Here is a 14940-nt window from a genome sequence, read left to right as displayed (position 1 = left end):
TCCAACACAATACAACAGGCCATACGTTTTAAACCCATAACTATTTAAGGATTCGCTTATGAGTACTTTTGAACAAATTACTTCTTCTGATAATACCCATTATTTGCATCATACATTTTTTGAGCCAACAGACGGCGAGGTTAAGGCGACCTTGCTAATCGTACACGGCATGGCAGAGCACAGTGGTCGCTATGCAGAATTTGCGCAATTCTTAGCCGACAATGGTATTGCAGTCGCTACTTATGATCAGCTCGGTCATGGACGTACCATTAAAACACCAGAAGAGTTGGGGTTTTTCGGTAATGAGCACCCTGCACAATCATTATTAAAAGATGTCATCGTTATGGCGAATACTTTAAAAAATCGTCATCCTGATGTGCCGCACTTCGTTATGGGTCACTCGATGGGTTCATTTATCGTGCGCACCGTACTTAAGCATCATGCTCAAGATTTTACTGGAGCCATTCTGATGGGCACCGCAAATGCGAATCCACTAGTAAAAATCCTGCTTCCGTTAAACACTATTCTTGCAAAAACAGCCCCAAAAAAGCCAAATACCGTATTCGCCGAAATCATGAATAAGGTACTCAATGCTAAGCTTAATGAGCGTATTTCCCCCTCTCCATTTGCATGGTTAAGTGAAGACACTGCTAATATTGAAGCATATGAAGCTGACCCACTGACTGGTTTTGACTTTACTAACAATGGTTTTATGACGTTGTTTACGTTGATGCAGGCTGGATTGCATAAAGGCTGGGCATCTACTATCAACAAGGGCTTTCCGATGCTATTTGTCAGCGGCGAGAACGATCCTATCGGTAATATGGGTCGCGGCATTCGCGATATAATCAAAAACTTGCATAAGCAAGGCTTTAGCAATACTGATGCACGCTTATACCCTAACATGCGCCACGAGCCGCTACATGAGCAACACCACACCGTGGTTTATCATGATATTTTGCATTGGATACGTCATTTAAGTGCATAACAGTGGCTGACTCGGTTTGCTAAAACTCGCCAAATTAGCGACAATACGCTAAGCTACTTTTTTAGTATTAGTTGCCAGTCATATTTAGTTGCAGCTCATATTCAAATATAAAATCTATTTTCAATTACCTTCACCTATACCATCTCAAAAATTAGAGTAACGCGGAAAACGAGTGCAAGCCCTACAGCTAGTAGGCTAAACGAGTTTGACAAAGTTAAGCAGGTTTTTAGGTTTGGTATGATCACTTTTTAGGAACTTTTATGTCATTACAACAGACCATCGAACAAGCATTTGAAAAACGTAACGAATACAGCCCAAGCACTATGCCACAAGACGTACGCGACGCCATTAATGAAGTGCTTGAAAAACTAGACAACGGTAGCTTGCGCGTTGCTGAAAAGAAAGATGGCGAATGGGTTGTCAATCAGTGGGCCAAAAAAGCAGTTTTGCTATCGTTCCGCCTTAATGACAACTATGTCATGCCAGCTGGCGAGCATGTGCAGTTCTATGACAAAGTACCAACTAAGTTTGCTGATTGGACCGAAGCTCAGTTTAAAGAAGCCGGCGTACGTGTCGTACCACCAGCGGTTGCCCGTAAAGGCTCATATATCGCAGCAGGCGCAGTGTTAATGCCATCGTATGTCAATATCGGTGCTTATGTCGATCAAGGCGCCATGGTAGATACATGGGCGACTGTTGGTTCATGTGCTCAAATTGGTAAAAACGTGCATCTATCAGGTGGCGTGGGTATCGGCGGCGTACTTGAGCCACTACAAGCCAACCCTACTATTATTGAAGACAATTGCTTCATCGGTGCACGTTCTGAAATCGTTGAAGGCGTGATCGTAGAAGAAGGCGCAGTTATCTCTATGGGCGTCTATATCGGTCAGTCTACGCGCATTTATGACCGTGAAACTGGTGAGATTCATCGTGGTCGCGTACCAGCAGGCTCAGTTGTCGTACCAGGCAGCTTGCCTTCTGAAGACGGCACCCATAGCTTATATGCCGCTATCATCGTGAAAAAAGTCGATGCGCAAACACGTGCTAAAACTTCAGTGAATGAGCTATTACGCTTAGCATAAGCGCTTTTATAAAAGCTTTTATCGTATAGCTAAAACGACAAAAAAGATGCTGAGGGCGAACTTCAGCATCTTTTTTACAGCTTAATAACCTGTCTTACGCTATAATTCACCGTAAGATTCGACTACCCTATCTAATAAGCACTACTCAACTTAAACAATACTCAACTCGCACACTTCGTCCCCCAAGTTCTTAGACTTGTCAGCTATCGTGTGTGTTAATTTTATACTGTCTGATAACCATGCGGTAATAGCCTCTTCAATTTAGCTTGCTTCTTAATAGTGTCCCTGCTTTATTCAAGACGCTTAAACATGTATCGACACCTTATTCTGTTTGAAAATATTATGAGTGAATCATTATTACGCAGCAGTGCCATCCCTGTCACCGATCCTGAAGCAGGACTTCGTATCACTGAAATTTTTTATTCTTTGCAAGGTGAAGCCTTAACTTCAGGCTTGCCGACGATATTTGTACGCCTGACTGGCTGTCCGCTACGCTGCGTCTATTGTGATACTGAATATGCTTTTAGTGGTGGCGAGCGTCAGGCGCTTGAAACCATTATGACTACGATTAAAGGTTATCCTTGTAAACGCATTTGTCTTACCGGTGGCGAGCCTTTAGCACAGCCAAATGCCATTGAGCTTATGAAGCGCTTATTAGCCGATGATTATGAAATCTCCCTTGAGACCGCAGGTGCGCTCACGGTAGAAAACGTCCCACCAGCTGTCAGCAAAGTCATGGATCTTAAAACGCCAAGCTCAGGTGAAGTCGATAAAAACCTATGGTCAAATCTTGATTACTTAACCCAGCATGATCAGATTAAGTTTGTCATTATGAATCGTGAGGATTACGATTGGGCAAAGGAAAAACTGTTTGAGCATAAGCTTGATAAATTGGTCGGTACCATTTGGTTTTCACCAATGTTCAATGTAGCAGATGATGTTGATGAAGAGTCTAGCCCTGAAGTACCTGTACTAGCGCGAGAACTCGCAGAATGGATGTTAGCTGATGCGCTGCCTGTACGCTTTCAATTGCAATTACACAAAATCATCTGGGCGGATGCCAAAGGTAAATAGCCAATAATCAAAGCCTAATAGCTGCCCTGTCTTAGTAAAATTATAATAGTCAACCCACACACTTAAAAGCATATACCAGCCAGCTGTAAGGACACAGGAATGGTCAGATTAATTTTGTTAGGCCTACTGGCTGGTGCGTTTTTTAGCTCGACGTTTATTTTAAATGAGCTGATGAGTGCAGCCGGTGGTCATTGGTTTTGGTCAGCCAGCCTACGTTATGTTTTTATGTGGCTTATCATTACCGTTATCATTACGATGCAATATGGTTTTGGTCGCATTAAAGAGCTGACCACTATTTTTTGTCAGCATTGGGGTTTTTGGTGTGTGACCGGAAGTATTGGCTTCGGGTTATTTTATACGGGCATCTGCTATGCCGCTGACCATGTCGCAGGTTGGGTCGTTGCGGCGACATTTATGTTCACTGTCGTCACCAGTTTGCTCGTACTATTGGCCTTTGGACAGCGCTTTGATAAAAAGTTTATTGGTTACGCGCTATTAGTATTTATCGGTGTGGTGCTAGTCAACGTCAGTGAAGGCCTACGTGCCGCTGCTGTAACAGATATCAATGCTGCGCCAATGGCAGAAATGCTGCTTTACGGTGCATTACCTGCGCTGATTGCCGCTTTTAGCTATCCCATCGGTAATCAATTAGTCTGGCAAGTCTCTTACAACGCGAAAAAAGCTAACGCTGATAAGCGTGATGCTGCGAAATATAAAACCTTAGCAGACGACGCTATTAAACAAAGTAGCGCCATTACCGTCCAATCTCAAACTACTCTCCAAACCCTGATTGCACGCATTCCTGCTATCGAAACCTCACTCTTGCAAAATGCTTTTAATAAAGTATGGCTAATGACTTTGGGTAGTTTGCCGTTTTGGTTACTTTCAGGCATTATAGTGCGGCCTGAATTGCCTGATACTTCACAACTATTTAATACTTTATTAGTAGCACTATTGGCAGGAGTAGCAGCGACCACTATCTTTCTGTATGCGCGTGGTCAAGCGCAAACGTCAAGTGAGGTTGCTGGGGTAGATTCGACCCAAGCCAGCGAGGTGATATTTGCTTTAATTGGCGGTATATTATTATTGAATAATGCGATACCCTCAGCGATGGGGCTCATCGGCATTGCACTGATTATGCTAGGATTGGTGTTGTTTGCAAAAGATGGTTAAAAAACGCTTAAATCTTATTCGGCCGCTTAGCAAAAGTTATATCAGTTATATAAGATAAGTTATTAGTATTAAATAATGCTCAAGTTAGAGCGTTCCATCAACTTTGATAGTGAGTGCTTGGTGATATAATCATGACTAATGATTTGATTTTTCCTGATATCTTACTCTATTTACTCGATATGGTTGGCGTGATTGCTTGTGCTATCGCCGGAACTTTGCTGGCTCAGCATAAAGGCTTTGATATCGCTGGCTGTATTCTCGTATCTATGGTCAATGCAATTGGCGGCGGTACGCTACGTGATATGGCATTGGATCGCCATCCTCTATTTTGGATGACCGATCTCAATTATGTGATTGTAATCACTGTGACTTCCTTAATTCTGCAAATCTTTTTTCATTTGTATCACAAGATTGATAACGCACTGAAGCTTTTTGACGCGATTGGCTTAGCAGCATTTAGCGTTATTGGCTTTAAAGTTGCATTAAACCAAGACATGTCACCGCTAATTGCAATTATGATGGGGGTCTGGACCGCTATCATTGGTGGTATGCTGCGCGATATTATTTGTAATGAGATACCGATGGTACTGCAGCGTGAGATTTATATCTCTGCAAGTATTGCCGGATCAGTGACTTATTTGCTGCTTGAAAATTTGGGCGTAAATGCAGGATTGAATGAATTTATCATGCTTGGCGTTATCTTTGCCGTGCGTATGCTAGCGTTGCGCTTTGATTGGCATCTGCCCTCTATTCGCTTGGTTGATTAGTTAATTAGAATAAATCTTGCATAATCTTAGAATCAAACTGCTCTGTTTTTCCTGTTGAACATACTGACTATTAGCAATCATACCTTTTAATAATTAAGAACTTAGTGAGAATCACCCATGTTGGCTATCGCCCTGGACCCCGCGGAATTGATTACCACTTTTGACCCACGCTCTTTGATATATCTGTTTGATATGATCGGCATTGTTGCTTGTAGTATTTCGGGTACGATATTAGCCAAACATAAAAACTTCGATGTATTTGGCTGCTTACTGGTATCGATAGTGACGGCAATCGGTGGTGGTACGGTACGTGATGTGATTTTGGATCGTCATCCGCTATTTTGGATGGTGGACATGAGTTACCTTACGGTCATCACTATCTCTTCATTAGCGATGCAGATATTCTTTCATCCCAATTCAAGACGGGTCGATAAGTTTTTAAAACTCTCTGATACGATTGGTCTATCAGCCTTTACCTTGATCGGGATCAAAGTTGCCGACAGTATGGGAACCAATGTCCCCGTAGCATTGTTACTGGGCGTCATTACGATTATTGTCGGTGGTATCATCCGCGATATGATCTGCAACGAGATTCCGTTAGTGCTCCAGCAGGAGATTTATATTACCGCAGCACTAACTGGTGGCATTCTCTACTTTGCACTGCACAACCTAGGCGTAGCTGAATGGGTTGCTGATATCTCTGCTATGACTACTATCTTTACCTTAAGGATGCTTGCCATTCGTTATGACTGGCAGTTTCCGACACTCGAATGGAAGTATTAAAGCCTAGCAACTATTAATACAGCAACTGCCAATACAGCTAACGCCCTAGCCCACTTCTACAGTCTCTTTGACGAGCGCTAAATCTTTTACCATAAGCTGCAAACTTTGTTTACCATTCCATTCGTTGATGTCCAACTGAAATAACAAATGTACTTTTTCAGCGCGGTAATCCCAAGCACTGCTATCAAAGTTAAAATAAATCGCCTCAATCGGATACTGCACCTCAGGATAACGCAGTGATAGCTTCAAATGCTTGTCTTTTAAGACTTTAAAGCTCAGCACCTCAAATATGCCGTCAAATATCGGCGGTGCAAAGCCATGACCCCAAATACTGGCATTGGCTAAATGCTCAGCGAACCATAAGCTAAAGTCACCTGCTTGTAGTGGCCCATCGGTGAATTTCTGCTCGGCGAACACCTCATCATCCATCTCTGCCATGACTTCATTGAACGCCGTCACAAACGCTTCAAAGTTGCTGCGTTTAATAGTCAAACCTGCTGCCATCGCATGACCACCAAAGTGAGTAATCAATTCAGGATAACGCTCGGCGACTTGTTCAATGGCATCACGAATATGCACGCCAGCGATAGATCGTGCTGAACCTTTAATCGCATCATCATCTCCAGTACGCTCTGTATCCGCTGGTGCAAAGACGATGCTAGGCAAATAATGACTCTCTTTTAAGCGCCCAGCGACGATACCGATAACACCTTGGTGCCAATCATCCTGATATAAAATAATACTACGATTGCCATTGCTGCTAGGTTTGTTTTTAACAAGGCTATTATGAGGAATAATTCTATCATTGTTTGCGTCAGGATTGCTGTTATTAGAACTGCTATTCTCAAAGCTGTGATTTTCAAGATTATTGTTTTCAAGATCGTTATTCTCAAGACTGTCATCAGCCGCTAATGTCTGCACAATGCTATCAGCTTGCGCACGCATCTCGCCTTCTACATGACGACGGGTACGGTTTAGCTGCTCAAGCTCTTGCGCCAAACGCTGAGCGGTGCTCCAATCTTCAGTCAGTAAACACTCAATACCGATCCGCATATTATCCATACGTCCAGCAGCATTGATACGCGGGCCTAAAACGAAACCAAAATCCTGCGCATGTAACTGTTTGGGATCCCGACCCGCTTGCTCAAGTAATGCCAATATGCCCATACAGCAGCGACCCTGACGAATAGCGGTCAACCCATGATGCACTAAGATACGGTTGTTTTTATCAAGGACACCAACGTCTGCAATCGTGCCAAGCGCCACTAAGTCTAAATATTGACTGACTTGTACGGTAGACTTGCCAGCTTCGCGGCGCAGTTTTGCCAAACGCCCAAGTACATAAAACGCCACGCCGACCCCTACCAATGCCTTACTAGTAAAATCACAATCGAGCTGATTGGGATTGACCACCGCTTGAGCAGGCGGGGTCTCTTTGGTCGTAAGGTGATGATCAGTGATAATGACAATAATACCGTCAGCCTGTGCACGCGCTACGCCTTCATGGCTTGAGATACCATTATCAACAGTAACTATCATGTCTGGCTTGTAGGTCTCAATACCTAACTCGACAATCTCTGGCGTCAGACCATAGCCATATTTGAAACGATCTGGTACTAGGAAATCAACGACCGCGCCCATCTTGGTGAGCGCACGCATCATCAGCGCAGTACTGGTCGCGCCATCACAGTCAAAGTCGCCAACGACAAGGATACGCTGACCTTCATCAATGGCCACGTCTAATAGACGCACTGCTTCGGTGACGCCATGTAGCATCTCAGCTGGCAGTAGACCAGACAATCCAGTTTCAAGCTCATCAGGCACAGTAATACCGCGACCTGCATACAGGCGAGCCAGAGTAAATGATTGAGCGGCAAGTGGTTGCAACGCAGTGGGCAACTCGTCGATGCGAGTGCTGGTATAACGGGGGGTTAAATTTAGCATGAGCGTATTCTACTGGCTTTGTTAGATGGTCACAACGGGAATTTATAGCGCTTCAGTCTATGGTACATGATGTATGGTTGCCCAAAATTGATTACGTTCGGCGCTTCGCGAACTTTCTACAGGTTAAATTTCTACTCAATACGGTGCGTTATTTACAAAAACTGTGCATAGTAACCTTATTTTTCTGCATTTTGATACAAAGCAATGATTGTAAGCCGTCTATAAATCCATAAAATGGTAACCATCTGAGATACTTGCTATCTGTTGAATTTTTGCTCTTTTTTTTTATCATTTATTCATCTATAAGGAAGCTTTATGAAAACCACTCCAGCAGCTGAAAAACTACCAAATACTATTGATCCAAATTTAGACTTAGAACAAATAAAAAAAGACTGCCAAAAATTGGTAAAGAAACGCGCCAAATATTCAGCTGGTGTCGCCGTCGTCCCTGTACCATTCTTTGATGTCGCGGTTGATGCAGGTATGCTTACCCAGCTACTACCTCAAATTAGCGAACGCTTTGGCCTGATTGAAGGTCGTGAATCAGCAGTCGATTTAGAGTCGCGTGCTGTACATTGGGGTGCTTTAAAAGACCGTACTGTCGATTTCGCTGGTCTCATGGCGACACGCGGTATTGTCAAAAAGACTGTACAAGGCTTTGGTGGTCGTATCGCTGCCAAGCAAGTAACCAAGTTTATTCCTCTTGGTGGTCAAATGGTTGCAGCTACCATGGGCTATATGATTTTCAAAAAAATCGCGAATGACCATATTAATGAATGTTATAAACTAGCGAAAGACATTCAGAAAAAACAACATGGCAAGAATGTCTAGAACTATTAGATAAGCGCATAAAAATAAAACCAGCTAAGATAATTTGTCTTAGCTGGTTTTTTGATGGCAATTAAAGTATTTGTAAGCTCAATAGCAATTATGACAGTACAGCATGCATTCAGAAAATCTGTAAAGAACAGACCTTATCCAAGATTAAAACTCGTACTGCAAACCCAGTTGTACTGAACTGTCTCTATTATCCCGTGCAAAGGTGGTGTCCCCGTTTAGATAAGCATAAACGTTCTTGTGAACTTTGCTACTGACACCCAGGTCAAAACGTCCGTAATTGTCATCGTTATCTTGAGTAATTCTAACCTCTCTCTTTTGACCATCAGCTAAAGCAGTTGCTGATAAATTATCTATCAAGCCATCTTCAATCACATGCACGTAGGCAAGCTTGCTTTGTAACTTAACGGGCGTATCTGCGACATTGAAACGATACTGTAATTGGTAACCAAGCTCTGAATCCCACGCATCATTAGAGATATCGTCAATATCAAGAGCAGTACGAGAGTTAGCGTTGCCACTGGTATAACCATCGATGTCGATCTGGCTATAGTTGAGACCTAAATAAGCGCCATGGGCGACATTTTTATTAATAATAAAATTATAACCCAATTCATTGTGTGCGCTAAACACATCAGCATCAACGCTACCACGCTCATTATTATTGATGATATTGATACCATCATTCCCATCCAATCTTACCGTTCTATTGGTATCTAAGTCATGTTGAGACAGGCTCAAAGACGTGGTATTCCACCAAGGTGTGTTTTTGCCACCCAGTAAAGAGTAAGCTTGAACACCGTAGCTAGTATCTTTTTTGATGCTATTTTCCATACTCTTGTTGTTTTGATTGCCAGCCAGCAAGCCTGCACCCATTCGCCAATTGGGCTGTAAAGTGTATTCGCCATATAGACCAATCTGTGCCCGTCTGCCCTCTTCCATATCCTCAGTATCTATATAACTTTGAGAGCCATCAACCCAGACATGAGTACGCGAATCAGAATCGAGAGATGCAGGTTGATCAATAGCATTTAAAGCGAGAAAATTGGCCCGCTCAAACACTGGTGAATGTGAATCAGTAGCGTTGTTTTTTAAATGCTCGCTCATCGTATTTTGCAGATTAATAGCACTCTTCATCGATTGCACGATGTCTGCATTGGTTTGCTCAACGATTAATCGAGTAATAATACGAGAGTAATCACGCATTCTTTGAGCAATACGCGCCTCACCAAAGGCATCTACCAGCACCTCTTCATTGTCTAATGCAGGATTGTGCCACGTATAACCATCTGGAATTTTTGGATTGTCAGTCTGCGTATAACCATCATAATAAGGCCCCAAGCTCCAATTTGTCGCTTCAAATGCGACTACCGGCATAACACTATCGAAAGACTCTTGGTCACTACAGCAACCGACACCATAAGGCTCGTATGGCTCAGTTTCACCTGGCGGAATAATGGCTGGGTTAACTTGGAAGTCAATGCCCAGCTCTTTTGCAATACGAAGCGCATTTTCACGCAAGCTCACATTAGCAGCCACTTCTTGACCGTTATCGTCATACGCGTTTCGACCTGCATTGGCATACATAATGTCGCCAGTGATTAAGCTGTCTAAATTAACCATACCTAGCGCATTTGATTTTTCTGCTGCGCTCAATGCCTCAACGAAAGCCTTTGAGCCGTTAAGCCCGCCTTCTTCAGCACCAAACGCGACGAGTTGAACGTCATGCTCGGCTTCGATACCATTCAAATTTCTGACCAGTTCTGACAATACTCCAGCGCCAGAAGCATTGTCATCCAAGGCTTGCAAGTTTTGGTAGTTTGGATAGGCTACAGCAGAGTCGTAATGCGCCCCTACGAATAAGGTTCTATCGGTATCAGCCGTTCCTGATTGAGTCACCACTACGTTATTACTAGTGAGCTGCTGGTCTTTAAATAATCCGTACGGGGCGGTAAAATCAAAAGTCCGAAGATCGACTTGATTATTGCTGCCATCGATAGTCATACGTTGTTGCATATAATCGGCAGCTTGTGATTCTGTATCAGAGCCTGTATATCTTCCAGAGTAGTTACGAGCAAGTGTTAACGCTGTCTCTGTGCCATAAGCCCCATATTCAGCGCCCGCCCATGTCTCTGTCCCTGTCAATGCGGTCAGCACTGCAACCACTGACAAAGTAAGTTGTGATAATTTAATAGCCATTGCACCGCTCCTTGGTTGGGACGTATTTCACATTCGACCATAGCACTGACATTAATGGCAGAACTTATCTATGAATGTTCAACACGTCCTAAATAAATGTGACTAATAATAAAAATTAATTAAAAACAACATTATTTACAAGCTATAAAAATCTCAGGTTTGGAGGTTTATTTGCTATAGTCCGTTAAGCTACAAACACAACTGAAAATATTGAAGGGAAAACCATGAAAAAAATCTTAGTTTCAACCGTTATGCTTGCTACCTTCGCCCTAGCTGGATGTACAACCACAGATGGCGTAAATACTAATGCGGGCACTGCGATGGGTACAGCGAACGAAATCGGTATGAACGTATTCAAGGCAGCTATTGATAACCAATGCCGCAGTCAGATTGAAAATCAAAGTGCTTGGCGTATTGCTAGCGCTGCCATGACTGAGACACAAGAAGAAGCGGTAAAAAGTAAAGTTTGTGGTTGCGTGAGTGAGCAAGCACCTCAACAAGTTACTATTGTTGAGTTGGGTAACGCTGCTATAGATTCAGCATACCGTACACAGTTAGTGGCAAAAGTCGTCGCCAAATCGTTGCAGAGCTGCTACGGCAGTATTGTTAAATAAGAAGCATCACTAAACAACGATTTTGCTCAGAAAAAGACGCTAATAAAGGGTGCGTTGGTGAATCTTGACGCACCCTACTCCCTATTATGTACAATACACTGCGTAAAACCGTACAACACACTGCCTAACACCCTAAATATAGCCATTATCAAAAGAAAATACCTGAGCTCAAAAGACTTAACTTCTATTTGTTATAGATTCATTTGGCTACAAAGGGGCTGCTAGAGGCAGAATTTTGTTACGAAAATATTTGGATTTACCATCAAGAACTTTATCAACTTCTTTGATTAAATCTTGGATAATGTCGTCGTAAATGCCATGATTTAACTCTTTTTCAAAAGGCGTATATGGATGTTTACGAGCTGCTGATCTCACTTCAGTTACACCTTGCTTGGTATAAAAGATATCGACTCGACCATCACTATTTAATACGCAATTTAACTCTCCATTCTCAATCACCAGCTCTACACGTTCAGGCATGAAAATATAATCATCCACATCAATTAGCTTTTTTTCTACTTCTCGTTTTAAAAACGACTTAATGTCAAACATAGATATATCCCTAACGTTTAAATTTTTATAAAATCAATCTAAAATAACTTTCACACAAGTTTGCTTATAATACAGACTCGCTACTACCTACCTTCAATTGAATACAACAGACGTACAACCTTTAAAATCTATCACTTTATCTATCATGAGTTTTATATAGATTATTATACTTAAATTCATAAAGTATCCGTTTCGTTATCCTTTAGAGTCCACCAACTATAAGGCTAATCATTGATTGACCCAGCATTTGTTCAAATCTTTGATAAATAAAGCTTTATCTAACTATTTTATAAGAGACAACGCTTTTTTTTAAGATAGGAAATGTAAAACTGCGTGTGCTGTTAGTAAGATCAGGGATAATTGTTAATAGTGGTATCAGAGTCACTAAAAAATGGCATTACTATGTAGGAAAAGGAAATATAGAACAACATAATAGCGGATGGTAGGATTAGCGCCATTATTACACTCCAATAAAAAAGGTGAGCTGCAAATTATGCGACTCACCTTTTTTAGTGTTAATTTTAGTGCTAATTAATCTCTTGTACATCATCAATCACACCCAGCCTTTCTCACGAAATGACTTTAACACTTTAATGAACACTGCCATCTCATCGGGTGTACCGAGTGTTAAGCGACTAAAACCTTCAATTGGTGGAAACTCGCGTCCGACCACAATGCCATGTTCTCGCATTCTTTCCATGTAGGTTTTTACATCGCCTTTGACTTCATGAAAAATAAAGTTGGCTTGTGAGGGCAAATGATGCAGACCCAGTTCGTCTAACGTCGCTTCAACCATTTCACGTGATTGATTAGTCATACGTAAGCTATGCGCCAAAAATTCTTCGTCATCTAGGGTCGCGAGGACGGCTACTGCACCTGATAAGTTGGTATTATCTATGGACATAAAAGCTTCGATGGCGGCGGTCGTTTGCGGATTAGCAATGGCATAGCCCATGCGCATACCCGCCAGCGCACATAGTTTTGAGAAAGTACGAACGACAATCAGGTTGGCTGATAACTCTTGCTTTATCCACTCAACCCCACTCTCAAAACTTGGGTCGGTAATATATTCTGAATAAGCTTGATCTAATAAAAAGTAGTGATTCTCTGGAGCATCTTTTATCCAAGCTTTTAGCTTATCCGTTGCGGTGATGGTTGCCGTTGGATTGTTAGGATTGCAAAGATAAAACAAGCTAATGCCATCGAATTCGTTGGCTGCTTTTTGCAGGTTATCAAAATTTAAATCGTAATTGTCAGGCGTGAGTGGTACTTTTACGACAGACTCGCCGATAGAGAGCACATACAATTCTGCATAAGCGAAAGTAGGATCAGGTACGATGACTTGGAATTGCTTACCTGCTTTTAAAGCTTTGGTTTGTAGCATTTGCACGACGGCTCGGATGTTTTCGCTGGAGCCATTACCTAGCGAGACGTGGCTTTCTGTCACGCCGTTTATTTCTGCAATTTTGCTAATGAGAGCGGCACGTTGATCGTCTGGATAACGAAATCCAATATCAAAAGATTGTAGGATAGCTTGTTTGGCAGATTCTGCCATGCCAAGTGAGTTTTCGTTAGAGTTTAACTCTAGTAAGTTATGAGTATGCACAATGGATAATAGACCTAATTTGGAAGTGAATGATGGGATTAATGGGTGCCATATTAAGTGGCATTGAATTTGATTACAAGGGGGTCTCATAAACAAACATGAGATACTTTTTTGGTAGTAATTTTTACAGGCAAAAAGACCGTTTTTAATCTTGAGCACGCCATAAAAAAGGTGAGATGCAACTTATGCAACTCACCTTTCTCAATATTGATCAGTCCTGTTTCGTTCACTAATCTTTTAAAGTACCAATCATACCCAACCTTTTTCACGAAATGACTTTATTACTTTGATAAATATTTCCATCTCATCAGGCGTGCCAAGCGTTAGGCGGTTGAACCCCGTGACAGGTGGAAACTCGCGACCGACCTTAATACCACTGTCTCGCATTCTAGCAATGTAGGTTTTTAAATCACCTTTTATTTCATGAAAAATGAAATTGGTTTGGGATGGTAAGTAACGAAGTCCAAGCTCGTCTAACACTGTTTCAATCATCTGGCGCGACTGATTGGTCGTGCGCAAACTTAACTCTAAAAATTCTGCATCATTTAACGTCGCAATGGCGGCGACCGCACCTGATAAGTTGGTGTTATCCATAGACATAAATGCTTCGACAGCTTCAATAGCTTGCGGGTTAGAAATCGCATAGCCCACTCGCATACCAGCCAAGGCACATAACTTTGAGAAAGTATGAATCACAATAAGATTGTCTGATAATCCTTGTTTTACCCACTCAACCCCACTCTCAAAGCTTGGGTCATTCACGTATTCTAAGTAAGCTTGATCTAATAAAAAGTAGTGGTTGTCTGGTGCGTCACCTATCCATTTTTTAAGCTGTTTCGTTGATGTAATGGTTCCGGTTGGATTATTAGGATTGCAAAGATAAAGCAAACTAATTCCGTCAAACTCGTCGGCAGCTTTTTGCAGACTTTGAAGATCTAAATCATAATTTTCGGCAGTTAATGGTATCTTGACTACGGACGCCCCAATAGAGTTTGCATACATTTCTGCACAATCAAACGTTGGCATAGGGATTACCATCTGAAACTCTCTGCCCTCTTTGAATGCTTTATGTTGCAGCATTTGAATGGTAGCTCGCATATTTTCAGTCGAGCCATTGCCTAATGAGATTTGGTCTTCTGCCACACCATGAATGGTGGCAATTTTGCTAATGAGTGCAGCGCGTGGATTATCTGGATAACGAAAACCTTCACTTAAAGATTCTGTAACGGCTTTTTTGGCAGAATCTGACATGCCTAGCGAGTTTTCGTTTGCATTTAACTCTATCATTTTATTATTTTGCATGATGGACGATACGCCTAAA

At 42.1% G+C, this 14940-nt stretch carries 13 protein-coding genes; 8 read left to right on the top strand and 5 right to left on the bottom strand.

Annotation, left to right across the window (positions count from 1 at the left end; all coding sequences use genetic code 11):
* The first annotated feature begins 58 nt into the window (after positions 1 to 58).
* The 6 genes from AAEY87_RS08280 (at position 59) to AAEY87_RS08255 (ending at position 5867) form a co-directional block, all read left to right on the top strand.
* The gene (locus tag AAEY87_RS08280; RefSeq protein WP_350656756.1) at positions 59 to 988 is read left to right on the top strand and encodes an alpha/beta fold hydrolase; all 930 of its coding nucleotides are present in this window, start codon (positions 59 to 61) and stop codon (positions 986 to 988) included.
* A gap of 260 nt (positions 989 to 1248) precedes the next feature.
* Positions 1249 to 2070: a 2,3,4,5-tetrahydropyridine-2,6-dicarboxylate N-succinyltransferase gene (gene dapD, locus AAEY87_RS08275; protein WP_068036694.1), complete on the top strand. Its 822-nt coding sequence runs from the start codon at positions 1249 to 1251 to the stop codon at positions 2068 to 2070.
* Positions 2071 to 2412: 342 nt separating this feature from the next.
* Complete coding sequence (gene queE / locus AAEY87_RS08270) at positions 2413 to 3144, top strand: 7-carboxy-7-deazaguanine synthase QueE (protein ID WP_350656755.1); 732 nt, start codon at positions 2413 to 2415, stop codon at positions 3142 to 3144.
* Between the two features lie 99 nt (positions 3145 to 3243).
* Positions 3244 to 4317: a multidrug resistance efflux transporter family protein gene (locus AAEY87_RS08265; protein ID WP_350656753.1), complete on the top strand. Its 1074-nt coding sequence runs from the start codon at positions 3244 to 3246 to the stop codon at positions 4315 to 4317.
* A gap of 131 nt (positions 4318 to 4448) precedes the next feature.
* Complete coding sequence (locus AAEY87_RS08260; protein WP_068036705.1) at positions 4449 to 5084, top strand: trimeric intracellular cation channel family protein; 636 nt, start codon at positions 4449 to 4451, stop codon at positions 5082 to 5084.
* 117 nt (positions 5085 to 5201) lie between these two features.
* Positions 5202 to 5867, top strand: coding sequence for a trimeric intracellular cation channel family protein (locus AAEY87_RS08255; protein ID WP_068328550.1), 666 nt, complete (start codon positions 5202 to 5204; stop codon positions 5865 to 5867).
* A 45-nt stretch (positions 5868 to 5912) separates the two neighbouring features.
* Here the strand turns inward: AAEY87_RS08255 and recJ are convergent, their stop codons facing one another.
* The gene (gene recJ / locus AAEY87_RS08250) at positions 5913 to 7811 is read right to left on the bottom strand and encodes a single-stranded-DNA-specific exonuclease RecJ (RefSeq protein ID WP_350656751.1); all 1899 of its coding nucleotides are present in this window, start codon (positions 7809 to 7811) and stop codon (positions 5913 to 5915) included.
* Between the two features lie 315 nt (positions 7812 to 8126).
* Here recJ and AAEY87_RS08245 point away from each other — a divergent pair, with 315 nt between their 5' ends.
* On the top strand, positions 8127 to 8642 hold the full coding sequence (locus AAEY87_RS08245; RefSeq protein ID WP_350656750.1) for a hypothetical protein: 516 nt from the start codon (positions 8127 to 8129) through the stop codon (positions 8640 to 8642).
* 153 nt (positions 8643 to 8795) lie between these two features.
* Here AAEY87_RS08245 and AAEY87_RS08240 read toward each other — a convergent pair whose 3' ends face one another.
* Complete coding sequence (locus AAEY87_RS08240) at positions 8796 to 10847, bottom strand: autotransporter domain-containing protein (protein ID WP_350656749.1); 2052 nt, start codon at positions 10845 to 10847, stop codon at positions 8796 to 8798.
* A gap of 224 nt (positions 10848 to 11071) precedes the next feature.
* On the opposite strand from AAEY87_RS08240, the gene AAEY87_RS08235 reads away from it, so the two are divergent.
* Positions 11072 to 11461, top strand: a complete 390-nt coding sequence (locus tag AAEY87_RS08235) for a hypothetical protein (RefSeq protein WP_350656746.1) — start codon at positions 11072 to 11074, stop codon at positions 11459 to 11461.
* A 207-nt stretch (positions 11462 to 11668) separates the two neighbouring features.
* On the opposite strand, the gene AAEY87_RS08230 is transcribed toward AAEY87_RS08235, so the two are convergent.
* The 3 genes from AAEY87_RS08230 to AAEY87_RS08220 all read right to left on the bottom strand — a co-directional run bounded on the left by AAEY87_RS08230 (position 11669) and on the right by AAEY87_RS08220 (position 14921).
* A complete protein-coding gene (locus AAEY87_RS08230) occupies positions 11669 to 12013 on the bottom strand; it encodes a hypothetical protein (protein ID WP_068036716.1) in 345 nt (114 codons plus the stop codon).
* Positions 12014 to 12566: 553 nt separating this feature from the next.
* Positions 12567 to 13619: a pyridoxal phosphate-dependent aminotransferase gene (locus tag AAEY87_RS08225; RefSeq protein WP_350656745.1), complete on the bottom strand. Its 1053-nt coding sequence runs from the start codon at positions 13617 to 13619 to the stop codon at positions 12567 to 12569.
* A 249-nt stretch (positions 13620 to 13868) separates the two neighbouring features.
* Positions 13869 to 14921: a pyridoxal phosphate-dependent aminotransferase gene (locus tag AAEY87_RS08220; RefSeq protein ID WP_350656744.1), complete on the bottom strand. Its 1053-nt coding sequence runs from the start codon at positions 14919 to 14921 to the stop codon at positions 13869 to 13871.
* Positions 14922 to 14940: the final 19 nt, after the last annotated feature.

The organism is Psychrobacter sp. S1-30-MNA-CIBAN-0213 (genome assembly GCF_040309845.1).
GTDB lineage: Bacteria > Pseudomonadota > Gammaproteobacteria > Pseudomonadales > Moraxellaceae > Psychrobacter.
Note: the sequence above shows the minus strand (reverse complement) of the source record. Positions and strands in the feature narration are given on the sequence as shown.

What these genes read in the sequence shown, in the direction of transcription:
- queE (WP_350656755.1), top strand. Translation starts at nt 2,413, where the DNA reads ATGAGTGAATCATTATTACGCAGCAGTGCCATCCCTGTCACCGATCCT.
- AAEY87_RS08280 (WP_350656756.1), top strand. Translation starts at nt 59, where the DNA reads ATGAGTACTTTTGAACAAATTACTTCTTCTGATAATACCCATTATTTG.
- AAEY87_RS08220 (WP_350656744.1), bottom strand. Translation starts at nt 14,921, where the DNA reads ATGCAAAATAATAAAATGATAGAGTTAAATGCAAACGAAAACTCGCTA.
- AAEY87_RS08260 (WP_068036705.1), top strand. Translation starts at nt 4,449, where the DNA reads ATGACTAATGATTTGATTTTTCCTGATATCTTACTCTATTTACTCGAT.
- AAEY87_RS08235 (WP_350656746.1), top strand. Translation starts at nt 11,072, where the DNA reads ATGAAAAAAATCTTAGTTTCAACCGTTATGCTTGCTACCTTCGCCCTA.
- AAEY87_RS08255 (WP_068328550.1), top strand. Translation starts at nt 5,202, where the DNA reads ATGTTGGCTATCGCCCTGGACCCCGCGGAATTGATTACCACTTTTGAC.
- AAEY87_RS08245 (WP_350656750.1), top strand. Translation starts at nt 8,127, where the DNA reads ATGAAAACCACTCCAGCAGCTGAAAAACTACCAAATACTATTGATCCA.
- dapD (WP_068036694.1), top strand. Translation starts at nt 1,249, where the DNA reads ATGTCATTACAACAGACCATCGAACAAGCATTTGAAAAACGTAACGAA.
- AAEY87_RS08230 (WP_068036716.1), bottom strand. Translation starts at nt 12,013, where the DNA reads ATGTTTGACATTAAGTCGTTTTTAAAACGAGAAGTAGAAAAAAAGCTA.
- recJ (WP_350656751.1), bottom strand. Translation starts at nt 7,811, where the DNA reads ATGCTAAATTTAACCCCCCGTTATACCAGCACTCGCATCGACGAGTTG.
- AAEY87_RS08265 (WP_350656753.1), top strand. Translation starts at nt 3,244, where the DNA reads ATGGTCAGATTAATTTTGTTAGGCCTACTGGCTGGTGCGTTTTTTAGC.
- AAEY87_RS08240 (WP_350656749.1), bottom strand. Translation starts at nt 10,847, where the DNA reads ATGGCTATTAAATTATCACAACTTACTTTGTCAGTGGTTGCAGTGCTG.